The 24,779-nt window shown below is 33.5% G+C and carries 16 protein-coding genes and 1 pseudogene; 13 read left to right on the top strand and 4 right to left on the bottom strand.

Features of this window, described 5'->3' with window-relative positions:
* Positions 1-86: 86 nt before the first annotated feature.
* Together IGJ42_RS15960 and IGJ42_RS15955 are read left to right on the top strand one after the other, a co-directional pair.
* Complete coding sequence (locus IGJ42_RS15960; RefSeq protein WP_429946873.1) at positions 87-6,920, top strand: DNRLRE domain-containing protein; 6,834 nt, start codon at positions 87-89, stop codon at positions 6,918-6,920.
* 1 nt (position 6,921) lies between these two features.
* Positions 6,922-7,455 carry a hypothetical protein gene (locus tag IGJ42_RS15955; RefSeq protein WP_086332771.1) on the top strand — a complete coding sequence of 178 codons (534 nt, stop codon included), beginning with the start codon at positions 6,922-6,924 and terminating at the stop codon, positions 7,453-7,455.
* Positions 7,456-7,511: 56 nt separating this feature from the next.
* On the opposite strand, the pseudogene IGJ42_RS15950 reads toward IGJ42_RS15955, so the two are convergent.
* Positions 7,512-7,619: pseudogene (locus IGJ42_RS15950) on the bottom strand (IS6 family transposase); the annotation flags it as partial.
* 11 nt (positions 7,620-7,630) lie between these two features.
* On the opposite strand from IGJ42_RS15950, the gene IGJ42_RS15945 reads away from it, so the two are divergent.
* The 3 genes from IGJ42_RS15945 to IGJ42_RS15935 all read left to right on the top strand — a co-directional run bounded on the left by IGJ42_RS15945 (position 7,631) and on the right by IGJ42_RS15935 (position 10,244).
* Positions 7,631-8,080 carry a hypothetical protein gene (locus IGJ42_RS15945; RefSeq protein WP_139843215.1) on the top strand — a complete coding sequence of 150 codons (450 nt, stop codon included), beginning with the start codon at positions 7,631-7,633 and terminating at the stop codon, positions 8,078-8,080.
* 679 nt (positions 8,081-8,759) lie between these two features.
* Positions 8,760-9,164, top strand: coding sequence for a hypothetical protein (locus IGJ42_RS15940; protein ID WP_086332769.1), 405 nt, complete (start codon positions 8,760-8,762; stop codon positions 9,162-9,164).
* Between the two features lie 285 nt (positions 9,165-9,449).
* Positions 9,450-10,244, top strand: a complete 795-nt coding sequence (locus tag IGJ42_RS15935) for a SufE protein (RefSeq protein WP_223347138.1) — start codon at positions 9,450-9,452, stop codon at positions 10,242-10,244.
* Positions 10,245-10,760: 516 nt separating this feature from the next.
* On the opposite strand, the gene IGJ42_RS15930 is transcribed toward IGJ42_RS15935, so the two are convergent.
* Positions 10,761-11,699 (bottom strand): helix-turn-helix transcriptional regulator, encoded by a 939-nt coding sequence (locus IGJ42_RS15930; protein ID WP_086332768.1) that lies wholly within the window; start codon positions 11,697-11,699, stop codon positions 10,761-10,763.
* A gap of 78 nt (positions 11,700-11,777) precedes the next feature.
* Here IGJ42_RS15930 and IGJ42_RS15925 point away from each other — a divergent pair, with 78 nt between their 5' ends.
* The 3 genes from IGJ42_RS15925 (at position 11,778) to IGJ42_RS15915 (ending at position 13,806) form a co-directional block, all read left to right on the top strand.
* Positions 11,778-12,413 (top strand): FMN-dependent NADH-azoreductase, encoded by a 636-nt coding sequence (locus IGJ42_RS15925; RefSeq protein ID WP_429946872.1) that lies wholly within the window; start codon positions 11,778-11,780, stop codon positions 12,411-12,413.
* A gap of 49 nt (positions 12,414-12,462) precedes the next feature.
* Positions 12,463-13,260 carry an HAD-IIB family hydrolase gene (locus IGJ42_RS15920; protein WP_016612631.1) on the top strand — a complete coding sequence of 266 codons (798 nt, stop codon included), beginning with the start codon at positions 12,463-12,465 and terminating at the stop codon, positions 13,258-13,260.
* Positions 13,261-13,359: 99 nt separating this feature from the next.
* On the top strand, positions 13,360-13,806 hold the full coding sequence (locus IGJ42_RS15915; RefSeq protein ID WP_034872048.1) for a carboxymuconolactone decarboxylase family protein: 447 nt from the start codon (positions 13,360-13,362) through the stop codon (positions 13,804-13,806).
* Between the two features lie 1,027 nt (positions 13,807-14,833).
* Here IGJ42_RS15915 and galE read toward each other — a convergent pair.
* Both galE and IGJ42_RS15905 read right to left on the bottom strand, forming a co-directional pair.
* Complete coding sequence (galE, locus tag IGJ42_RS15910) at positions 14,834-15,814, bottom strand: UDP-glucose 4-epimerase GalE (protein ID WP_429946871.1); 981 nt, start codon at positions 15,812-15,814, stop codon at positions 14,834-14,836.
* A 399-nt stretch (positions 15,815-16,213) separates the two neighbouring features.
* The gene (locus tag IGJ42_RS15905; protein ID WP_016612626.1) at positions 16,214-16,858 is read right to left on the bottom strand and encodes a GNAT family N-acetyltransferase; all 645 of its coding nucleotides are present in this window, start codon (positions 16,856-16,858) and stop codon (positions 16,214-16,216) included.
* Positions 16,859-17,107: 249 nt separating this feature from the next.
* Here IGJ42_RS15905 and IGJ42_RS15900 point away from each other — a divergent pair, with 249 nt between their 5' ends.
* The 5 genes from IGJ42_RS15900 to IGJ42_RS15880 all read left to right on the top strand — a co-directional run bounded on the left by IGJ42_RS15900 (position 17,108) and on the right by IGJ42_RS15880 (position 24,741).
* Positions 17,108-17,695, top strand: coding sequence for a TetR/AcrR family transcriptional regulator (locus IGJ42_RS15900; RefSeq protein WP_051154589.1), 588 nt, complete (start codon positions 17,108-17,110; stop codon positions 17,693-17,695).
* A 1,014-nt stretch (positions 17,696-18,709) separates the two neighbouring features.
* Complete coding sequence (locus IGJ42_RS15895; protein WP_429946870.1) at positions 18,710-20,101, top strand: hypothetical protein; 1,392 nt, start codon at positions 18,710-18,712, stop codon at positions 20,099-20,101.
* 269 nt (positions 20,102-20,370) lie between these two features.
* A complete protein-coding gene (locus IGJ42_RS15890) occupies positions 20,371-21,222 on the top strand; it encodes a helix-turn-helix domain-containing protein (protein WP_139960577.1) in 852 nt (283 codons plus the stop codon).
* 555 nt (positions 21,223-21,777) lie between these two features.
* The gene (locus IGJ42_RS15885) at positions 21,778-22,392 is read left to right on the top strand and encodes a hypothetical protein (RefSeq protein WP_008381639.1); all 615 of its coding nucleotides are present in this window, start codon (positions 21,778-21,780) and stop codon (positions 22,390-22,392) included.
* Positions 22,393-23,712: 1,320 nt separating this feature from the next.
* A complete protein-coding gene (locus IGJ42_RS15880; protein ID WP_429946868.1) occupies positions 23,713-24,741 on the top strand; it encodes a DUF916 and DUF3324 domain-containing protein in 1,029 nt (342 codons plus the stop codon).
* Positions 24,742-24,779: the final 38 nt, after the last annotated feature.

The raw sequence follows: 24,779 nt of genomic DNA, 5'->3' as shown, positions 1-24,779 counted from the left end.
ACAATTTATATGCAATTAAATTATATTTAATTGACCTTCTGGCTTAACACTCAATTTAGAAGGATAATGTTTAGGGAGAGAGAATAGTGCAGGGAAAGAAGAATTATTTTAGAAAAGGGATCGTTGGTAGCGTCATCATTCTATTGACGGCTATTGTGATACCATCTACAATAGCTGTTGCTGAAAGTATCGGGGAAATAGATTCAAAATATATGGACTCTGAATATCCTTATTTAGTTGATTCTGAGGAACAAGTAGCTAGCCCTCAAGAGCCAACAGAAATTATAGAGGAAAGAACGGAAAATGAAGTCGTTTTAGACAATCATGATGGTACTTTCACAAAGAAAATCTATCAAGAACCCATTTATACAGAAGCTGAAAACAGCGGAAAGTTAGAGGAGGTACAGACCAATCTAATAATAGAAGATGGGGTTATTCAACCAGATAATGTGACAATACCAACAACGTTTCTTCCAAAAATGGAAAAAGGATTGTATCAGATTGTAGGAGACGGGAGCGAGAAGATCTCCTTTTCATTTAAAGGCGCTTCAGGAGTAGCCAAAGAAAGTAAAGAACAAACGAGTGAAAAGAATCAATTAATAGCAGATTCTTCAGGAGAGGTAATTGAAGATAGCTCAGCAGCAAACAGCCAGATGCATACGCAAGAAACAATAAATGATCAGGAAGAAAAACAAGAAAAAATATATGGTGAAGAAGTATCAATCGTCACAGAAGATCGGGATGTTGAAATTTCTGAAAACGAAGCTCTTTACAAAAATGTTTTGCCAGAAATTGATTTTCGTCAAATGGTGTTTAATCAGTCAGTAAAAGAAGATTTAATCATCCATAGTGTAAACGATTACCATAGTTATTATTTTGAAATCGAAACATCACTAAATCCAAAGGTAGAGGATACTGGAGAAGTAACATTTCGAACGAAAGACAACAAATTTATTTATGAGATTCCTCGGCCGACAATGACGGATTCAAATTTTGATGAGCAATTGGGGTCAGGCATATCAAATGAAAGTAATTATTTTGAAGTGATTCCGTTAACAAAAAACTTGTATCAGCTTGTACTTCGAGTAGATAGTGATTGGATTCAGTCCACGGAACGAGTATTTCCCATTTATATTGATCCAAGTATTACTTATAACAAGCTGCAAGATGCCAATGCTAGACAAGCGAATGGAGGTACAAACTATAGCGGAGCAAGTTTATGGCGCCCACAACTAAAAGCACACACTTTGTGGGTAGGAAAATATCAAGATACACAAGCGAATCAAGCTTATTTTAAAACAGATATGAGTAAGATTAATCAAGCAACCATTCAAAAAGCGCAGTTTAAAGTATATAATGTTTGGCATTCATATGATAACTTATCTAATGAGCTGTCTCTAAATGCTGTTAATCAAAATTGGGACCCAAAAAAAATTACCTGGAACAACAAACCTTCGCACACTTATATAACTAAAACAAATGTAAAAAAAGCTCAGTGGGCTACTTTTGATGTCACAACACTTGTTCAAGAATGGTCAACTGGAAAGCGAGTTAATTATGGGATCAGCTTAACTACTAAGAATCAAGATGATCATTGGAAACAAGTAGTTGCAGAAGAAAATAGTACGAATATTCCATATTTTGAGATTACTTATGCATATAATAAACCAGTAAAGCCTACTGTCAAAGGTATAGCACATGATAATCAGAAAACTGGACATTTAGAAATAAGTTGGCCAAAGATAAACGGTGCAACAAGTTATCAGATTATCTTATCAAGTGGAAAAGAAAATTTAGCGTTTCCTGTTGGTAATGTCACTTCTTTTTCAACTAAAGGGAAAGGAATTTTTCCCACTGATAAAGAAATTGCGGAAGGGATTTCTCGCTACCACACAGATGGAAAAGGGACTGATTTAGCTCTTGATCCGAGAGAATTTTATGAAAACGTAGATGCAGAAGGAGCTGCAAATAGTCTAAAAGGAATATCAGGATATGATGTGAGAATTGCTGCAGTCTACCCTGGAGGTATTAGTCCTCAATCTGATTATGTACGTACCTATCTTCCAATAGGAGCACCCAAAGGCCCCATTGCAAAAGCCTATAGTAATTTAACTGAAGAAAATAGTGGTTATGTTCAGTTAAGTTGGGAAGAGGTTCCTTTGGCGGATAGTTATGAAGTATTAGTTTTTAACGGAAAAGATTATCAAACTTTCGATGTAGGAAATACATTAACTTGGACAACACAAGGAAAAGGTATTTGGCCAACCAACGAAGAAATTGCTGTAGGAAAGTACCAACTTCATACCGATGGTAAAGGTTCCGAGTTAGCCAAAGATCCACGACCAGTGTATAAGAATGCCGGAACACAATATGCGGCGAAGACAAATTATTGGTTTCGAGTCAGAGGGTATCGTAAAGACAATAAACATGTAAAAAGTAATGACTCTGCAGCAGCAACGCCAAGCATACCAGATAGTCAGGCGGATAAGCTGGGTATGACTGATTTTTGGACAAGTATTCCAGTTCGTGGTGGTCAGATCAATGCAGTAAATGGAAATTTGCTTGTAACGGAAGAAGATTTTAACTTAGAAGGTCGTGGAATCTCGATTGGCTTAACTCGTACATTTAATAGTTTCAATCAAGAAATGGGTATATTTGGTAAAGGTTGGTCTTCAACTTTTGAAGAAAGACTGATTGATAATGTACAAAAAAATGAAATTTATTGGATGGAAGCGGATAATAAGCAACACGTTTTTAAGAAAAAAGAAGCTGCTTATCAAGCACCACCTGGACTTTTTTCTGAAATTAAAAAAGAAGCTGATGGAACTTATACGAAAACAGAAGAAGATAAATCAAAGACCATTTACTCTAAAACTGGAAAATTGGTCAAAGAAATTGATAAGAATCAAAATACCACGAATTACACCTACGATGCCGCAGACCGTCTGATAAAGATCAAAGATGCAAGTAATCGTGAGGTTATTCTAAACTACTCGAAAGATGGCTCTTTGGTAGAGAGCATCCAATTACCAGAAAGTAAGACTCTCTCATTTCGTTATGATAGCGAAGGGAAATTAATTGAATCAAAGACGGCCCGAGGGAAAACCTATGGTTATGGTTATAATGAGCAAAAGCAACTAATTTCATTGTACGAGCCAAAACATACAGATGAACATCCCCAAGAGACTAAATATGTTTATGAAGACAATAAAATCAAAGAGATAATTGATCCGGTACAAAAGAAAACGCAGATTGCTTATAATACAACTGAACATGTTACTACTGTCACTAATGAGAAAGGAAAAAAAACCGCTTATTATTATTCAAAGGCAGGAAATCCAGAGAAGACGATAGAAGATATCGAAGGATTAAAATTAACCACTTCCTATCAATACGAGTCCAATAACTTAATGAAAGAAATCAATCCAAAAGGACAAGCAGAAACGTATACTTACGATGGAGAAGGAAACATTCTTACCTTCACAGATGCGTATGGTACAGAGACGTACGCATATAATAAGAACAACGATATTGTTACAGAAACAGATACAGAAAATCGTAAAACTACTACTGCATATGATGGAGCAGATGCATTATCAGAAACGATAAATGATGCAAATACTTCCTCGTTCACAATGTATGATCGCTATGGGAACATCTTGAAAGAGAGTGCTTCTTTGGGAACGGGTGAAAACATGGTGAAAAATAGTGGGTTTGAATCCGGCAATACAGAAGAATGGTATCTTTCACAAGACAAAACCCGTGCCAAAGGATCGATGAGTATTGATACCAAAGAACGAGCACCTGGTTCGCTAAGCGGGAAATATGCAATCAAGATCCATTCTGAACCCGCAAATAATGATCGAAAAACACATAGCAGTACGTCTATCGCCCAACGATTTGATGTCGAACCAAATACCACGTATACGCTCAGTGCAGACATCAAAACAGCTAATATGAAAGCTTCTCAAGCCTTTTTAGATGTATGGTTTATTAAATCAGATAACCAAACTGGTGATGGGTGGCGGAATAACCGAGAAACGGCAATCCAAGGCAATAGCGATTGGGTTCGAAGACAAGTTACTTTTACTACCACAAAAGAGACACGACGTATCGGCATTTATTTGAAAAATGAGCAATTGGCTAATGAAGCTGGCAGCGGCGATGCCTGGTTTGATAATGTGCAGCTGGAAAAAGGCAGCACACATACTGGATATAACCCGGTACTAAATAGTGGGTTAGAGGAAGCAACAGGGTTACAAGAAATTCAGCATTTCTCTCTTTCTGGAACGAAAACGAACTTGCAGTTATCAGATGAAGCTTTCTCTGGAGAACAAGGATTTGAAATGACAAGAAAAAGCGGAACAGAAGGGAATGGCTATATTGCCCAATACGTCTCATTAAATCAACAGAAAGCTGAACCAATCACTATTTCTGCTTTATCTAAAGCCAAAAATGTGCAAGCCGGGGATAAAAGTGCTGCCCATCAAGACTACTCACTGTGGGCAGATATTATCTATCAAGATGGATCGAAAGAATTAAGACATGAGAAATTTCCGACAGGTAATCAAGATTGGAACCGTGCGGCTATTGCCGTACAACCAAAACAGCCAATCAAAGAAGTCAAATTATTGTTTATGTTCCGAAATCAGATGACTGGTACTGCGTATTTTGACAATCTTCGTATCATGGAAGGGAGCAGGCTAACTGAAAGTGAGTACGATGTTGCTGGAAATTATGTGGTTGCTCAATATGATGAAGAACTTAGAAAAACAAGTTTTACCTATGATACATTTGGAAATCGTTTAAGTGAAACAGATGAAAAAGGACAGCAAAAGAATTTTCAATACGATAAAGACAATCAATTGGTAGTTACTCGATTGGCGAACGGGACAGAAGTGAAGTATACGTATGATGATAACGGGAATATAACGAAACGAGAGATTGTTGCGAATGGCATAGCTCAAAGCCATGGGTATAGTTACGATGCTGATGATAAAACAACCTTGTATCAGGATCCATTAGGTCGCAAGATTTCTTATGAATATGATGCCAGCGGGAATGAAATTGGTGTGAACATGCCCAACGGTAATCAGATTAAGAATGAATATGATTCGGCAGACCGTCAAACAAAAGTTTTGTGGGGGGCTACTCCTGCTTATAGCTTTCAATATGATCCTAATGGGAATCAAACTAAGGTTACAGATCATCTCAATCAAGTAGTAACTGATAAAATATATGACGATGCAAATCGAATCACTAAGGTTCAAGAGCGCGGGGGAACCATCAGTTATCAGTACAAAGACAAGCCAACAAAAGATAATAAAGGAAAGACAGATAAAGTAGCCGATGTCACCATAAATAAGGGAGCGTATTCGAGCAAAGTTAGCTATGAGTACAATGCGTTGGATCAAAACACTAGTGTTAGTGATGGCGACAACAAGTATAGATTTGATTATGACGAGTTTGGAAATAAAACGCTCTACACCGCAGGAAATGGTTCTATGTCAAACTTTAGTTATGATCAAACGAATAAACTTACAGAAGTAGCAATCGGAACTAAAAACCATATTCAAGTGTTAAAAGAGAGTTACGCATATGATGCGACAAGTAATCGGACGAGTATCGTGCATACAGACGGGAAAAAGACAACATACAGTTACGATTCCACTAATCAATTGACTAAAGAAGTCTTACCTAACGGAGAATTACGGTCTTACACTTACGATGGATTTGGGAACCGAACAAGTGTAACTATCAACAACGCAACTCATCAAGCAACTTTTAATGCCGGAAACCAGTTGATTAGCTTCAATGGTCAAGCACTAACCTATGATGCAAATGGGAATCGTCTAAGTGATGAAAAATATAACTACGCTTGGGATCAAGCGGATCGCTTGGTAGGGGTGACGAAAAATGGAGAAAACCAACCATTTGTCACATACACTTACGACGAGGACAACCGACGATTGTCTAAGAAGGTTAATGGAAAGATAACGAACTACCATTATGATGGTGATAGTATTGATGTGCTGTATGAAACAGATACGAATGGGCAAGTTTTACGTCATTATATCTACTCTGATGATAATATTCGCTTAGCTATGAAGAGTGGGAAAAACACGGTATACTATCATTACAATGGGCATGGTGATGTGGTTGCATTGACGGACGAAAACGGCCAGCAAGTAGCCAGTTACACTTACGATGCGTGGGGAAACGTTCTAACCAGTGAAGCAAAAACGGAACTAGCGAAAAGCAATCCTTATGGTTATGCCGGATATACGTACGATGCTGAAATCCAACAGTATTATTTAATGGCACGGTATTATCATCCGGCTCATGGAGTTTTTACCTCTCTTGATCCTGATCCAGGGGACGAAGATGATCCATTGACCATGAATGGATATACTTACGCGGACAATAATCCGGTGATGAATGTTGACCCTGATGGGCATTGGGTTTGGTTTGCGGTTGGTGCTGGGTTTGCGGCTTATGATGCATATAAGACTTATAAAAAAACAAAATCATGGAAGAAAGCTGGCTGGGCAGCGGCGAAAAGTGCAGCGACTTCTGCGGCCTTTGGTGGTGCTTTCAAAGTTCTCGGGAGAGGTCTAAAGTTTGCTCGATCAGCTTCCAACCTAAGATGGTCTAACGTAACTAAACGAGGTTCTAGTGTTAAAAATATCAGAGTTAACAAATCTGTGAGAAGTTTTGGTAAAGCACTTAAGAAAAGTGGTTACAAACAAACAAAAACATATTCTAATGGGAAACGAGTAGTACATTATACAAAAAGTAATAAAAGATATGTTTATAGAGGGAAGGCAAAGTCAGGAGATCACACTTATGACTATTTTAGCGGAATAAAAAATGCCAAGGGTAAAAATAAAGTTATTAAAATTAGAGTCCGTAGGTGGTAATATGACAGATTATGAGTATATAAGAGAAAACCTTAATAAATTATTTAATCTAAAAAAAGATATGTATTCAAAATTTTTCCAACAAGAAAAATTTTATAATTTTTTTGGTGATTCAAATATTTCAATTGCAGATATAAATAAGATATTAAAATTGATTTTTAAAACTGAAGAAAATATTTATGTTTATTATGATGATTACTTCTTTAAATATAGTAAGAAGTGTTTTTTCGATAAAAAATTGTTAAAAAATTTCTTGGGGAATTATACAAATGATACAATGTATCCTTTTATGATATTCTCTGAAAATTTTGATAGATTCCTATATATGGACACAGTCTTTGAAGATATATTCCTTTTAAGTATAAAGTCTGAAAAGTTAAAAAATAGTATAGAAGATTTTCAGAATAACTATGATTTTATTTGGGTATCAAATATCAATAATCTAGATCTTCAACAGAGATTTGTTTCGGGATTATATATAACAAAAAAGAAATTAAAAAAATTAACAAGTATCTATTCTGATCAAGGTTTTTGAGGTTGTGTTGCAAAGCTTGAAAAATAAACGGACTTGCCTAATTTTCAACCAATGGATTATGCTGTTTTGAATGACCTTTCAATTTCATTCCAAGTAGAAAAGTCGAAGAGGGTAATTTCTCTTCGACTTTCTTTGTATAAAGCGGAAACCACTTCAATGCTTTTGGACTATAGATTTGAAAAAAATCATTACATTCGCTGTTCTTTGTATGATCTCACTTGCTTTGATAGGTGGAATCTTATTTAATGTGTCAAGTGAGCCTGAAGTTGTAAAATCAGCGGAAGTTCAGAATATTTCTGAAGCAGTTTTTAAATGGAAATCGGTTGTGCAAGAAGATGACATCAAATACTTAAGAAATGATAGTAGAGCTAAATTGGATTTTTTAGGAGTTGTACCGCGACTTCAGCTTTCAGCTTTCAGAGCAGTAGCTCATTTTATCGATGATAAAAATGTTTATTTTCAACTATTATCTGCTAAAAGAAAAAAAGGAGAGCAGGAAAATCTTAATGAAAATATACCAGACCAATACTTTTCAATTAGTTTGACTGATTTCAATAAACTACAGAAAGCAGGGGATATTACAATTGAACAAATTGTATTTTTAAATCGAAAAGATGAAGATTAGGAATTAAGTGTATTTTTGATCGTACCGCACTATTTGATTAATTTTTTGAAATTTAGATTGAGATCGAATCAAGCATACCTCTCACTTTAATATACCCCATAAAAATGATGATTTTGAATTATGATATTCTTTTTCATGAAACAGATTGAAGAGAGTTAATTATGCGAAAATCAATTCTTAGGGTTATGACGGATATGCGTGCCATTAAATACTATTGAAATCTAAAAGTAGTATTTAATGGCACTTTATTATATAGCTTGTAATGTTTGACTTTCTTGATCCTGATGGGCATTTTTCGATAGTAGCTGGCATAAGGATTTATATAAATGTAACAAGGTTGTCCGGAACAGGTATAGGTTATTATTTAAGCTTCTAATAAAATTAAAAAATCTACACCAAATCTTTCTTATAGCTCGTGAGGCCTTATAAAGGCATTAAGGGATGTAGAATAAAAACTATAACTATAACAAAAAAAAATCTCTATAAAAAATGATAGAATACACAAAACAATGTTTTTGATAAAGAAAAGAAGCCGCGTGTTGATATCGATTACAGTAATCACAGTAATGCTAAACGTCATCCCCATGTTCCACACAAGCACAGCTGGAACAATAGAAATGTAAATGGCCAAAAGTACCCAAGATATAATAAGAAATTTAATAAAAGGAGATAATGTGAATTGTGGAGTTATATAAATAATTCGGATGAAGTAGGATATTTGAATGAAAAGTATGGAAATTTTCATGATTCATTTGTTGAAAAAATGGAGTTTTACTCGGATATGATACTAAGTTTAGATGGATCGCTATCATATGCTAGTGTTAGTATGTTAACCAGTGAAGAAGGTATGGAAAGTGATATGTATGAAAACGCAAGTCTATTATTGTTATTGAGTTCTCTAGAAACATCTTCAAAGGTCGTCCTCAAATTTCAAGGAGTAATAGATTTTAATTATAATTTTTCATTTAGAAGCGATAATCTGCTAGATGAACCTACTTTAGATTTTAAAGGTTACAGATTTCATTTTAAAACTAATTTATTTAACGTATCTTCAAAAAATTTGGCGTACAAAATTATTTTATGACCTACTTAACTCACGGAATTTTTATCTAACTAAATATCGATTAAGAGAATCTATAATGTGTATGCCCACTTGGATAGTAATCCATTGAATAAATTTAATTCATATGGATAAATTCCGGTAACAATCACTACTTGGGTAGGATTTTTCGTTGCTATAAAAATTACTCGAATTGTTATAATATGGATTGTTGAGTTTCTTTATGTTTTCCGATTAGTTAAAAGAACGCGGGACGGTCACAGATCTTAGAGCTATCATCAACGACGAAAAAAAGTGCAGGTGCATATGATGAGAGAATTACCATTAAAAGATAACCTAACAATCTTAACTACACCCACAGAAAACAATTTATGTATATTTTCAAAAGAAAAATCTACTATTAAAATTTTTGAAGAAGATAAAATAATTCATACTTTTGAGCATGAACTGTTCGAACAAAAGGAAATTAAGATTCATGAGATTATGATGTATAAAAATGAGTGGTATCTATTTTTTTCGATGGTTGATGAAGAGGCTATCTTTATAAATAATTCTATTACTGTATTAGGAAATGGAATACTAAATATAGTGCCATCTCCAAGCGGAGTATTAGTTGCGTATAATGAAGAAGGAATACTATCCGCTGAAAACGATTGGGCTCACTATGGATTAGTAGAATTCAATATAGATTTAAATAGATTTAATGCGGTACTCCCTCATCATTTAACTTCGACATTCATTGATCTAGGGGCTATATCTACAATATCCGCTAATGGTGATATCTTTTTAATCGCATATACTGATGTAGAAACACAAATAATGATTAAATGTAATTTGTATAGCCATTTAACTGAAGTAAAAGAAATTGGGTGTGACGCTACTATATTTGAACTTCGACAATTTAATGATTATATTTGTGTTTTTGCAGAAGATTCCATCTACTTATTTGATAAAACTATGTGCTGTATTAAAAAAATAGATATTAGTGAAAAAGTAGGACACGAGATATATAATGTTTATTCTAGTAAAAACAATATTATTTTTGAAACAGAGGAAATGTATATTGTAGCCACTATGGGTGAACTGCTAAATAGCATAATATAGTCTAAAATGTTATCATCATTCTTTAATCATTGAATTTACCAATGAAACTGCAGCCTAATATGTGAGAGATTAAAGTCAGACCAAGAGTTAGATACAATGGATGATGACTAAATTATATGAAGAATATGGTGGGGTGCGTTGAAAAGTGCAGCAAATTATGTGGTTTATTTGTTAATAATATCCAAATGATTAAATCATCAAGGTGTTGAGGAATCTATTTAAAAGAGTGTTCAGAAAATAACTATTTTTTGAGCACTCTTTTTAGATACCATAATTGCAGTGAAGATTTTTATTTTTATGTCCTTAAACTTTTAAATTAAATGATTGTTCATTTGAAAATCATTTTTATAAGTATTTGGACAAATTCTTAACGGGGTCAGAAACTTAAGAGTTTTTAGTTATCAATCTTATATCAAAATTACAATGCTTGTGATTACATAGGGAAAAGTATCTTAACCCATATCGGTCAAGATACTTTTTTAGTTTAAAATAAGTTTGAGAGCGTTTGAATCATTCTCATTTTAAATATTTTTTCAATATCAATTGAAGCTCTTTCAAATAGCTGTCCTTTAACTCTTCAGGATATTCGACTGTTATACAATTACCAAAGCGTAATAGATAATGAGTCATATAAGGAAGTTCTTTTTGATTATATCCACCAACGATGTAAGAAATGCCATCCTTGATCTCTAAGGACATGTTAGGATAGTTGTGTTTATGAAAGATTTCTTTACCAAATGCCGTTAATCGACAACGAAAAGGTATATCATGAAAATTTTGTTCATATTTTTTTTGAATTTGGTTTAGTTCTTCAATAGAAAACGACTGATCAAATTCTTCTAAGATCTCACTCGCTACAACACAATCACTTCGGTAAGTTCCCCAATGGTGGGTCGTAAAATCGTAGGCACTAAAAAACCAAATCCCGTTTCGATAGAAAAGTTCATTACTTTGCAGTATTGTTTCAATTTCTTCAAACTGGGCATAGGTCACTTTTATCGCTTTTTCATTTAGGATAGAATCAAGTATTTTGGCTAGATTTGTTTGTGTTTTTAATGGCGCTGTATTGTAGTACTTTACAACAGTTAAAAGTGTTTCTATCTCTTTTTGCTGCTTGCTTGTTAAAGTAACCATGAGTTTTGATTGGATATGTGTATAGGATTTATCAAAAGGAGTGCTAGAAAGCAGTTCTAGTGCTTTCAAGGCAAAAAAAATCGCAAAAATTTCATTTTGATCAAAATAAATAGGCGTTAATAGTGACTGATCCATTAATTGATATCCGCCGCTTCTCCCATAATCGGAGTACAAAGCAAGCCCCATTTCTTCTAAAGATTCAATGTCACGTAAAGCAGTACTTTTAGAAATATTAAATTCTTCCATAAGATCTTTTAAGTTGAAAAAATTTTTGTTCTTTAAAAAAATCAATTCTTTATTTAGTCGCTCTGACTTTTTCATAGTCTCTCCTTAAACGGTATCATGTTCTGACACCTTTTCGTAGTATAGTAAGTATATCAAAAGAAAAGAGGTAATTACATGAAAACTTTACTAATTAATTCCCACCCTGAATTCAACAAAAAAACAACTTATTCAAGTAAGCTACAAGACTTATTTTTAGGTAAGTTTCATGAGCAATTTGATCCAAACCAAATCACTACTATCAACCTTTATGATATGGACATTCCAAGAGTTGAGCAAGGTCAATTATTAGCAATTTGGGAGAAAAAACGAGTTGGAGAGAGCTTAACGCAAGATGAAATAAAAATTGATGAGACTTCTACGACTCTGTTACAACAATTTAAAGATCATCATAGAATCGTGATTGTGTCCCCCCTTCATAATTTCAATGTGACGTCTCGTTTGAAAGACTATATGGATAATATCTTGATTGCTCGTGAGACATTTAAATATACCGAAACAGGATCTGTTGGTTTAATGGTCGATGATTATAAGATACTTTTCCTGCAAGCAAGCGGTAGTATTTACACAAATGATGACCGATATTCTAAAATGGACTTCTCATACAATTATCTCAAGCAGATGTTTGAGGAAATCATGGGGTTCTCTAGACTTGGGATTGTTAGAGCACAAGGAACAGCATTGTTGTCTGAGTCAGAAATTATGATGGAGGCTAAACAAATGCTGAATTATGAGTGGGATCTTTTTGTATAGACCTAACTGATCTAGTTCACAAATCTACTACTGAGATTGAGGAATAGTAATGATAAAATTGATTATTAGTGATATGGATGGAACTTTTTTGAATAGTGATAGTAAGTTCAATCAAGAATATTTTAAAAAGATTCATCAAGATATGAAGAGAATGTACATCACGTTTGCTGCATGTACAGGAAAACAATGTGAACGAGTAGAAAAAATTTTTGGTGAAGAATTATCAAGGGATATATGGATATTAGGTGATAGTGCAACACGGATAAAACATAAAGGAAACTATATCTATCAGTCATTGCTTCCTAATAAAATAGGTTTAGATATTATCGCTAAGTTAAACGAAATTGCAGACGACTATGTAATTATAGCCTGCACACCGACCGCCGCATACGTAAAAAATACGACAAGAGACCAAGATATCAAAAAGGCGAGAGGCTCATACGAGATCTTAGAAACCTTAGAAAATCTTGCTGATATAACAGAAAATTTCGTTAAAATTACTGTATACGATCCGCAATTACGCTCTTTTGAAACAGTGAAGGAATTGGCAATATTTCAGGATAGAGCCTATGTTGTTGCTTCAGAAGCAGCATGGATCGATATTTCGAACTTAAATGTTCATAAAGGAACAACAGTTGCCCAACTTCAATCGATTTTGAACATCGATAAATCTGAGACGATTGCATTTGGTGATGGGTTTAATGATATCGAACTATTTTCTCAAGCAGGTATCAGTGTTGCAATGAAAAATGCTTTTGAGGAAGTCAAAATACAAGCAGACTTCATTACTAAATCAAATGACGAAGATGGCGTATTACGTGCGATCGAAAAATTTATCACCCTCTAATAGTTTGTAATTTTTTAAATATCATTGTAAGACAAATTATCATATTTACTTTATAGAAATTAATTGGTTGATTTCGTCAATAGGAAGGAAGAAAGTGAAATGAAACAAAGAATTGATTATTATAAAACAGCACCTGATGGAATGAAACACTTGTTGGAAGTGGAAAAATACTTAAGTAAAACAGAGATTGATAAAAATCTACGAGAGCTTATTAAAATTCGTGCTTCTCAAATCAATGGCTGTGCTTTTTGTCTAAACCTCCATAGCAGCGATGCTCGAAAATTAGGGGAAACAGAACAAAGAATCTACTGTATAAGTGCTTGGAGAGAGTGTAATTTTTATACGGATGCAGAAAAGGTCGCTTTGGAGCTTACAGAAGCTATAACATTAATTTCAGATTTAAAAGTTCCTGAAGACTTGTATGCTCGTGTACGCGATTACTATGATGAAAAAGAATATGTTGATCTAGTATTATTAATTACTCAAATCAATAGTTGGAATAGAGTGTCCATTTCTATGGGGAATTTTGCGTCTAACCAAAAGTAAAATTATTATCAGAAGCCGAAGAGGATCTTTCCTCTCGGTTTTTTTTTATAGAACAAGAAAAGAGGGTCAGAAACTTAACATTTATATCTTTTTTTCGATACCATATAGAAATTGAGAATACGAATGTAATAAGATTAGTTAATTTAAAATAGAAAAGAAAGATTCGAGGTGAGAGAAAATAGCTAATAAAGTGTCAAAGCTTTTTTTAGGCAAAGAAGCAGTTACGTTACTGAAGTACAAAGTTATATTTCTAAAGAGAGTACTATAGCAAAGCAATACATTTATTTCTTTTTAGTTATTGTAGTTTTCTTCATATATATACTAATTAATAAAACGTTTAAACTGAAATCAATAGTCACGACATATATTTTTTTTGAGACGATATTGATGTTAAAACCTGTTACTAAGTTTATTTCTAAACATATTTACTTTAAATTTATCACAAAATTTAAAGTTGAGGATCTGGGTATAATTTACTTCTCATCATATCTAGAAAGAGCAACCTCTGCAGTGTTTAAAATTAGAAATACTCGATTTAAAAATAATTTATTTCGGGGATACGGGCTTTTAATTATTCTTATTCTCATATTTCTAAAAATTAAGTTATATTGCATTACTATGGTGCCTGTTTCTAAAACTGTTATAAAATTTTTCCCCAAAAAGATCCTTTTCATTTTATCAAATTTGCAACCAGATACTTTATTGATAATAGTCCAACTGGTATTAGCGACTTCAATAACCGTATATATAATATCTTATTATTCTAAAATATTCACAATAATTTCGTTGGTTGATTCTGAGTATAATCAACTTAGATGTTTAAATTAAGATTAATGATTTCCCTTTATTTTTAGTTTATATTATTACCTTATCTTTTTTTATAACTTTCAAAAGTGATAAAATAAATATATTTTAAAGATAGAACACATGTTGAAAATAGAAAATGGTCACATTCACGCTGAGATGAATGTGACCATTTTTCTGGTTCTACCAACACTAAATGTCAAAGAACAGGTTATTTAACTAATCAATTCGAGTAACCATCTGGGTATTTTTTTTGCCATCCCCAAGAATCAGAAATAATTTCCTCAATTCCACTATACTTAGGCTCCCATTCAAGAATAGTTTTAATTTTTTTGTTTGAAGCTATTAAAGAAGAAGCATCTCCAACGACACTCGTAACGATTTCAACTGGGATTTTTTTCCCTGTAACTTTTTCAGCTGCATTTATCACTTCTATATTAGAGTAACCTTTCGAGGATCCTAGATTAAAAATTTCACTCGCACCACCACATTTTAAATATTCCAAGGCTAATATGTGTGCTTCAACTAAATCTAAGACATGAATGTAGTCACGTACACAGGTACCGTCATGAGTAGTATAAGTGTTCCCAAAAATGGTTATCTTTTCTTGCCTTCTCTGAGCCACTTCTAGAATAATAGGAATCAGACGAGGACGCACTTCACCAAGTGTAAAATCCTTTTTAGCCCCAGCGACATTAAAATAGCGCATAGAAACAAATGTCATGTTGGATGATCGGCTAACCCAGTCCATCATTGTCTCCATAATTACTTTAGAGCATCCGTAGGGATTTATTGGTGCAGTAGGTATTAATTCATGAACAGGATTCATTTCTGTATTGCCATAGACTGAAGCAGACGAAGAGAAGACAATATATTTTATGTTAAATTCCTGCATGACTTCAAGAACAATCTGTGTTCCGTAAACATTATTGTTGAAATATTTTAAGGGCTGTTCGACAGATTCACGACCTAGAGATAAGGCAGCAAAATACATCACAGAGTCAATATTTTCAGTTTCAAAAACAGAACGCAGTAACTTTTTGTTTCGTATATCTATCTCGTAAAACTTTGCTCTGTCATGAACAGCTTCTTTAAATCCAGTACAAAGATTATCAACGACTACGACCTCATATCCCTGATTGATAAGCATATCCACTGCATTTGAACCAATGTAACCCGCACCGCCTAAAACTAAAACTGACATAAGGACCTCCAATGTAACACTATTTTTGTCAGCCAATCTGATTAATTGATTAACTGGATATCATTTATTTTAATTGACGAACATAATTTTAGACAATAACAATTAATGAAATGGGTAAAGTTTAAGTTTATAAAGAATTTGTATTTCATTATTTGAATATGTGATACTTATAGTTTAATTTTGACTACTTTTAAACGCTGCACGCTCTTGCTATTAACTCATGTTTGATGCCTTATATGTGGAGATCATTGATAAATGAACTTGAATAGAGATCACTTAAAGATTCGGTTGTAATTTGTGAGTATATGAAACTCGCCGCAAGCTTCAATTCTTAGAATATAGTTTTTTAAATCAAATTTACTCCGGATTGCTTTTCGATAGAAACTTATATTAGATAAATTAGTTGATATCCATTTTAAAACTCCAGTTACCTATATTTTGATTACCATCTTTAATTACCGATGAATCGAATTCAAAGAAACCATTTTTAGAATAGAATCGTCTGTTTCGTTCAGTATTAGTAAATGTGATGAAATACTCTGTTCTTTTTTGGGGCTTATTTTCTTTTATATATGGTAAAAGACAATCATTGATCATTTTACTTCCATAGTTTTTCCCTCGTTGGGAAGAGTCTACAGCCAATGATTCTAGCATCCACGTTTTTCCTGCAAAACTATTTACAGCTTTATGCCCGGTGCTTAACAGTTGTAATAGTGAGAAAATTTTGCTTATAGGAGCCATTGTTAATAGTTTTACTCCACCAGATGTCATATAATCAAAGAAATTTACTTTTTTATCACGAGGACTAACTAAGATAGCAAAAGATCTAATTTTATTGTTTTCAAAACCTAAAAAGACTGTATTTTTCTTACTATGAGCATAGATGTAAACTTTAAGAGCTTCAGTCAAAAAATCAATAAAAGCTTCGTTACTTTCAAATTCGTTGCGAATTTTACCCACAAGAGGGTAATCAGAAAAACTAATAGCATTCATTCTAGCTGCTTGATAAAGGTAGGATTTCTCCATTTTTTTATATTCTATCATTTTTGCCCTTCACTCCTAATCATAATTATGTAGTAAATATGTTTATAGTCATAAGTTTAATCTACTGATTTTTTCAATACAATATTCAATAAGTAGTACAAGTGTCGCTTAATAGACAATCTTTATATGTAGTGTACAATACTGAATAAAAAGCTTGTGAAAAGTATTTTCTTATATACATAATTATATTAGCGTTAATATTTATGCTGAATATTCCCATCGAATATATGTAAACAAATGGAGGTATATATGAAAAGCACTAATGAAGATCCTCGTGTTAGAAAAACTAAGAAAGCTTTACAAGAAGGTTTATCAGAAATCATGATACGCAAAGAGTTGAGGAAAATTACAGTTAAAGAATTGTGTATCAAATCGGATATTCATAGAGCTACATTTTACAGTCACTATAAAGATATATATGACTTATATGAACAAATTGAAGATAGTGTTGTGAAAGATTTGAAAGAGATAATGGATAAACAAAAAAATGGAATGACAGAATTTTTTAGGCATGTTGTTGAGTACATTATAAACAATAAATCAGTATGTAAAATGGTATTTAGAAACGATTACGACACAAAATTCTTCTCAGATTTAACCAATTTTTTGGAAAAATCTGTTTCAGATGAATGGAAAGAAGTATATGGAGACCATGCTGTGGGCTTTAAGATGAATCTGTATAGTGTTTATCATATAAGTGGCTTTCTTTCTATGATAAAATCTTGGATAGAATCCGAATTTAATTGTCCTAAGGAAGAGTTTATCGGTATGCTACTATCTATGGATATAAATTTTGAATACTATTTATCTAAAAATATTGCAACAGAGAAGCTATAATTTATTGTTCACCTATGGATAAACAATTACACTGATACAACGCTTTGACTGAACAAGGAAATTTAAATCTAGTGAAAGTGATACCGAATTCCACATTGACAGTTTTTGAGAACGAAAGATATTTAAGATAAGACTTTGATAAATTAGGGAAATTTGAAGAGTTGAATGATTGGATAGTGTAATTTTTATTAATCACAACCTGATTCTTAAAATCTGTAGTAACGAAAGATGTCCCTGGAAATACTATCGTTGGTGGCAATCCTGCTAGAGTAATTAGAGAAATAGATGGAGTAGATAAAGAGCTTTGGAACAGGAAATTAAAAGAATATCACTTAAATAAATCTAATTTTCAATAGATTTCAATTAAGTGTTTAGTATAAAAGTTGGTATGAAAGTAACTGTGTTTATATTATTTTATCGATTTGCTGAATCAATTCAGATACTAATTATTGAAGTTACAAAGATAAATAAGAGACGACGAATTTAAAGTGGATAATCCTGGTCTTGGTGATGAATAAAAATTTAGTTGTAAAAAATAAGTTAAAAAGTAATAACTTGATAATAATATATAGGTGATTGGTAAGTGTAAAAGAGAGTTCAGAAAATGCTTAATTTCTGAACTCATTTTTTATATAAAATAATTGAGATCAATCATTTTGTTTTGTGACCATAGAATCGTAAATCACTCATTTTTAGATTGAAAAATCATTTTATGGTTGATTGAATAATTATTTGATTGGGTCAGAAACTTAATAGTTTATGACCCTTTTTACGGATAACTCATAAACAGAATTATTTATAAAAGATCTATATTTAAGATATTTTAAATATGGCCAATAAGATGGTCTCAAATATAAGACCTAATGCAAATTTTATTTAAAGGAGACTATAATGAAAACTGCAAGATTAGTTTCAGAAAATTAGGAATGAATTTAAAAATGTTTTCGGTTGTGTTTTTTATCACAATGATGCTCAGCTGAAACATTTATTTAGAAATTTATAGGAGAGTAAATAATGAAAAAGAGAGTTATAACTACTACTTTAGCTGCGGGATTTATTCTAGTGTTTGCAGCGGAAGCTCATGCGGATACAATCAATGGTCATCATGTTACACGTTTAAGTGAAAGCCGAGCAGTTGATGATAAGGGAGATAGATGGTCTAAGGACGGCAATGTCTGGTTCAATGATGAAACAAGAGAATACGGCAAGATCGTCTCCGATTCATTAGAATCAATACAAGGCTCATCATATTACCCTGAACTAAAGGAACCTGACTCAGACAAACCGAACGAATTAGTTCAAATACAAGTACAAGATGAAGGAACATCGGTACACCAACAAATGTTAACAACAGTAGGTACCACAGAATCTAAATCAAACCAAACAAATGAATCAACAGTAGAAAGTCAAACGGGAATGACTGTTGGAGCAACTGTAGAACAACCAACAACAACAGATCCGACATTAGGAACAACAACGATTAAAAAAGGAGCCGTACCAACCACAACAGAAGCAACACAGCCCGAAGAAGATACAAGAATGGCTGGTACCACAAAGACAAGATCAAACCAAACAAATGAATCAACAATAGAAAGTCAAACGGGAATGACTGTTGGAGCAACTGTAGAACAACCAACAACAAAAGATCCGACATTAGGAACGACAACGATCACAAAAGAAGCTGTACCAACCACAACAGAAGCAACACAGCCCGAAGAAGATACAAGAATGGCTGGTACCACAAAGACAAGATCAAACCAAACAAATGAATCAACAATAGAAAGTCAAACGGGAATGACCGTTGAAGCAACTGTAGAACAACCAACAACAACAGATCCGACATTAGGAACGACAACGATCACAAAAGAAGCTGTACCAACCACAACAGAAGCAACACAGCCCGAAGAAGATACAAGAATGGCTGGTACCACAAAGACAAGATCAAACCAAACAAATGAATCAACAATAGAAAGTCAAACGGGAATGACCGTTGAAGCAACTGTAGAACAACCAACAACAAAAGATCCGACATTAGGAACGACAACGATTAAAAAAGGAGCCGTACCAACCACAACAGAAGCAACAAAGTCCGAAGAAGATACAAGGATAGCCGAAACTAGTGGAAAAGGATCGAACCGAACAAATGGATCAACATCAAAAGAAAAGACAAAAACGGATGTTGTAGCGAAACCTGTTAGGTTTTTAAGTTCAGCTAAAAAAAGCGTTCCCATGAGAGCTATCAAAAAAGACACTGCTTTTTCTAATATTTTATCTAAAAACAACGGTCATACTTTCCCAAAGACTGGTGAAAGTACGCTATTTTCCAATATTTTACAAGCTGTAGGTTTTTTAGTTATAAGTGTCCTAGGTGTAGTTAGCATAAGAGTGAAGAAAACAAAGAACTAATCAATTTAATTAATTGATTTGGATAATAATTTTCTCCAAACGTCATCTGCCGGGTACGCAGAAACTGTATAGAAATCAAAATAGGCAAAGACTGAAGCTATTGTGATCAGTCTTTGTCTAGATTCTCAGTGAAAGCATAATCTTTAGGTGCCATAGAACATCAAAAATAGAAAAGGAGAATAATTTATGAAATGGTTTTTTATGATATGCACTTTAGTATTACTCAGTTTTATTTAGAAATGTATCACGTTTTTAGAGAGGGATAATGCATGTTTGGAGAAACGATTAGAGAAATACGGCTAAAAAAAGGATTTAGTCAAAAAGAAGTCTATAGAAATATTATCTCAAAATCATATGCGATTGAATTTGAGAAAGGGAAACATAATATATCTTCTGATGTCCTTATTAAGATATTAGAAAACTTGTCTATGGATATTAGCGAGTTCTTGTTTATTGCCAATGGCTATAAATTAAATGAACAAAATCATTACACTTCTCATTACGCCAACCTATCTAATAAGCAAGACATAAAAGGATTAGCGTTACTTTTAAAAGAACTAGAAAGAAAATCAGGACAAATAAATGCGATCAGAGTGGCTGAGGTACGCTCGAGAATAAGAATTTTACAGCATTTAGAAGTTTATGGAGTATACAATACCGCTGTCGTTTTAGAAGAAGATAAGCAACTGATTTTGTCCTATTTAATGGGGATTGAAAGCTGGACGCTTCAAGAAATACATTTATTTGCCAATACACTAGATTTTTTAGATCACGAATTTATATTTATCTTTTTTAAAAGAGTTTCTAAACTGCTGGAGTATTATATTCAATTTGAGAAAGGCAGAGAAGTATATTGTGGTCTCCTGATTAATATTATTGAATATACATTTGTAAAAAATCAGTATGAGTTTGCAGAAGTTTTACTTACCCAATTGGGGTTGTTATCCACCAGTTTCCAAGACTTTTTTTCGAGAACGCTGTACAAATTTTTTGAAGGATTACTGATTATGAGGACAGTCAATGAGGAGCAGGGAAGAACAATGGCAACAAGAATGCTAGACATCATGGTTGAACTTGATCAAGCACCTTTATCAAAAATGTTCTCGTTATTGTTGGAGTAACATGCTGATTCCAGTGTATTAAATCTATGTTGAAGTTAGAAGCTACTAAATATAATTTTTAAGACAGCGCCATGCAAGGTGACTCATAGATAGGCGCTTTGTGTAAATATAGTTCAAAAAGTATAGGGGATTACAGAAGCAAAGGTTCAAAAAACTAAAACGTTTTTGAACTCTTTTTTTTATTGCTTATTTTCATAGGTTTATAAAAGGAAAGTGGAATTCAGCAAATCTGGAAAGTCCGAAATACCAGACCAAAATGATTCGAACAAACGAGGTTTGATAAACTATACATTGTGCTTAATGTCACAATAGTGTTCCGGCAGAACTGGTTTTCTGATGATTTACTTTGTAATCAAATCTAGGACATTGACATTGGCCATTTTTCAATTATGGATGGGATGGAGTCGATTTGTAACTGAGTTTATTTTCGTTGCTTTTCAACAAAGGGTAATGAGAGAGTGAGTAGCGACTATCATCGTCTAAGTTAGCAAACAATATAAAAAACTATCGAAAGATAGAAGTATAAATAATTAAAATGAGAGAGGGAAGAAGTGTATGAGAGAAAGAAGGAAACAAACAAGAATCGGAAGGTATATTGAAGAGCATAAGAAAGGGTGTGTCCTAGCTCTTGCTGCACTGGGAATGATCTTTTCATTTAGTGTGGGCGCCTATGCAGCGATTGCAACGACGTTTCATTTTTTGGGGACAAAAGATGATTCCATAAGAATTGCACAAGTTTTAAGCGCTTTGGGGATAGAGATTAAAGGTCAAAAAGCCCAAATAGCACAACTAGTCCAAGAAAAAGCGGAAGCTGAAGCAGCAAAAGCAAAAGCGGAAAGTGATTTACAAGCGGCCAATGAAACAATCGAAAACGTGCAAGCCCAAAATAGTGAAGCTTCTGCTGCTGTAAGTGGTGCGAACGCCAATGTTAATAAGGTAGCGCAATATGCAAAAGATTTAGAATCTGCAAATACGAAGCTAAAAGATTATGCGAACGCAGTTGCTGCGGACGCCGGTTTAAGCGATAGCTCCATAGACGTCGATAATACCAATGATGCGTTGAGTCAAGTGGACAGTGAACTGCAAGCCGCAATTAGTAAAGCTAATGACAGCAATGGAAGTAAGGAAAAAGCGCAACAAGCTGTCGATGAAGCAAACAAAGCAAAATAGCATAGAATCTCTAAGATAGATTCGGTTTTCCCTGCAATAGTCGTGCTGCTTGAATAATTTTTTGAGTGTATAATAGAAAAACGAGTGAACATACGCTTATATTTTAGGAGCAATGTTTCCTTTCGCTGGGAACTATTTATAAAGAAAGGTATCTAGAAAATGAATCCTCTCTAGATACCTTTTTTATGTACTTAAGTAGGAAGATCGTTTTTTATGGTAGATTCAATCAAAATTGTTAAGGAAATTCTCTTGTATCAATAATCATTTTTTACAAAATTAAAGAATTTACACCTTAGAGATTTTGGCAGTTCAAGGCTACTCGTTTATTTTCTGAACGAGTAGCTTATTTTTGTATCTATAGAATCAGATACAACTCATTATTCACTTAAAAATCAGATTTGTGAGTATTAGAACAGCTCATCAAAAGTGAACAGAAACTTAAAAGGTTTTGATCCTTTTTAGTTACTTATTTCATAACTCCTTAAGTAATTCAATAACTAGATCAAAAAGGTATTATTTCAGAGAACAGTAGAGTATACTCCATGGATTTTTTGCCGAATGAAATATACAAATCATTATTGGCAGCTAAATATGTTGCGCAAAAATAAATTTCGGATAATGGAATGTGCATTATGAAACTATTAAAAGAGTGTTCAGAAAATGACTAGTTTCTGGACCCTCTTTTTTTATGACAATTGAAGCACGTAGCTTTCGTTTTGTGTCTATTGATATACAAAATATTGTTCATTTAAAAAGAAAGTTTATAGAAATAGAGACACTTTAATTGTTGCGGAAAGAACATATGTAACAATACGTAACTACTGTTGCGTATTTTGTATTGTTTTTTGAACAAAATTCAACAAACGTAATGAAAGATGGGATTATCATTCAACCTATCGGTAAATCAAAAAGATCCTCTAGAAAAAAGTGGCGAGCGCTCGGATTATTTTTGACGGATTGCTAGAAGTTGATATTGAAAGCAATCAGAAAGTACATTGTACGTGTTAAGAGAGAAGGATTCTATAGAGCTGAGTTTATTAAATCAATTGTTCAATATATTTCAAGTGGGAAAGGAAATAATAAGACTGTTGATTATTATAAATGCTAATTTATAAAAATTAAGAAAAATCATTTTAATTTATTTTCCTGAAAACGCCTAATAAATCAGCATTTACAAGTCTGTTTTTGAATTTTTTTTATTTTGTAGTTTTTTTTTGAAAAAAAGGCATTGACCTTAAACCTGGTTTAACCCGTATATTAATTTGTGAATTAAATATTTAATAATGAACTATCTCACTTTTATGAAATGAGGAAATTATATTGAAAACAAAGAAAGAACGAAAGAAACACGCAATCCGATGGATTCTATTTACGGTAATCCTAAGTCTTGGTTTTTTTTATCAAACAGGCTATGCAGATGAGGTGAATAATTTTTCGATTCAAACGTTAGATGAGGATGGAAATGTAAATGCGCAAGGCTATTACCATTTCGACGGTCTGCCGGGAGAAAAACGTGAAGTTTCTATTAGGATTTATAATGCGTCTGATGTAGCAATTACGGTAAAAGCTGCGGTGAATCCCGCTTCCACCAATGAAAATGGTATCCCTGGTTATTTGGCAGAAGACACGTACGATGATTCATTAACGCATCGAATGGATCAATTGGTCAAGATTGACGAAGCAAAACGTACGATTCCAGCGTTAGGTTTTGTCACCATGAAAGTAGTAGTTTTATTCCCAGAAGAAGACTGGGCGGGAGACATTCTCGGAGGGATTCGGTTTACGGAAGAAGTTAAAAATATAAGCGAACAAACAGTAGTTCATGAAGTTGCGTACACCGTTGGTATTTTGTTAAACAAAAAAGACGGGGAAACAGTTGAAAATGACTTGCATTTACAAGACATTACAACAGGACAAAGAAATTATCGAAACTTTATTGAAGCTAACATTCAAAATAGTGCAGCATCGATTGTTCGCAATATGAGTGTTGAATCTACTGTGACTGAAAAAGGGGGGGAAGCAGCGATTTATACGTACGATGTCTACGATCTTCGCATGGCGCCCAATTCTAATTTTAATTTTGGTATACCAACGGGGGAACGACCCATAAAGGCTGGGGACTATGTTCTTAAAATGAGGGTAAAAGCAGATGGGAAGGAGTATCATTTTGAAGAAAATTTCACGATTGCCGCGTCAGAAGCCCGCCAGTTAAACCAAAGTGCAGTGAATATTGATGAGAGGACGCCTTATCTATCTTATCTGATTTTAGGGGGAATTGGACTTCTTATTCTCCTGATTATTGGCAGATGGATTAGAATTAATGGGAGAAAGAAGGCTGAATCGCTCTAAAAAAATGCTGGTTTATAGTGTTCATCCAGCTGAAACCG

The organism is Enterococcus sp. DIV1067f, assembly GCF_050543505.1.
Taxonomy (GTDB): domain Bacteria; phylum Bacillota; class Bacilli; order Lactobacillales; family Enterococcaceae; genus Enterococcus_D; species Enterococcus_D entomosocium.
This window is presented reverse-complemented; position numbering and strand designations above follow the sequence as displayed.

Bases quoted from the DNA above. Each gene is read 5' to 3' on its own strand.
- IGJ42_RS15955 (WP_086332771.1), top strand. From the start codon at position 6,922: ATGACAGATTATGAGTATATAAGAGAAAACCTTAATAAATTATTTAAT.
- IGJ42_RS15935 (WP_223347138.1), top strand. From the start codon at position 9,450: ATGAGAGAATTACCATTAAAAGATAACCTAACAATCTTAACTACACCC.
- IGJ42_RS15920 (WP_016612631.1), top strand. From the start codon at position 12,463: ATGATAAAATTGATTATTAGTGATATGGATGGAACTTTTTTGAATAGT.
- IGJ42_RS15925 (WP_429946872.1), top strand. From the start codon at position 11,778: ATGAAAACTTTACTAATTAATTCCCACCCTGAATTCAACAAAAAAACA.
- IGJ42_RS15915 (WP_034872048.1), top strand. From the start codon at position 13,360: ATGAAACAAAGAATTGATTATTATAAAACAGCACCTGATGGAATGAAA.
- galE (WP_429946871.1), bottom strand. From the start codon at position 15,814: ATGTCAGTTTTAGTTTTAGGCGGTGCGGGTTACATTGGTTCAAATGCA.
- IGJ42_RS15895 (WP_429946870.1), top strand. From the start codon at position 18,710: ATGAAAAAGAGAGTTATAACTACTACTTTAGCTGCGGGATTTATTCTA.
- IGJ42_RS15900 (WP_051154589.1), top strand. From the start codon at position 17,108: ATGAAAAGCACTAATGAAGATCCTCGTGTTAGAAAAACTAAGAAAGCT.
- IGJ42_RS15930 (WP_086332768.1), bottom strand. From the start codon at position 11,699: ATGAAAAAGTCAGAGCGACTAAATAAAGAATTGATTTTTTTAAAGAAC.
- IGJ42_RS15885 (WP_008381639.1), top strand. From the start codon at position 21,778: ATGAGAGAAAGAAGGAAACAAACAAGAATCGGAAGGTATATTGAAGAG.
- IGJ42_RS15890 (WP_139960577.1), top strand. From the start codon at position 20,371: ATGTTTGGAGAAACGATTAGAGAAATACGGCTAAAAAAAGGATTTAGT.
- IGJ42_RS15905 (WP_016612626.1), bottom strand. From the start codon at position 16,858: ATGATAGAATATAAAAAAATGGAGAAATCCTACCTTTATCAAGCAGCT.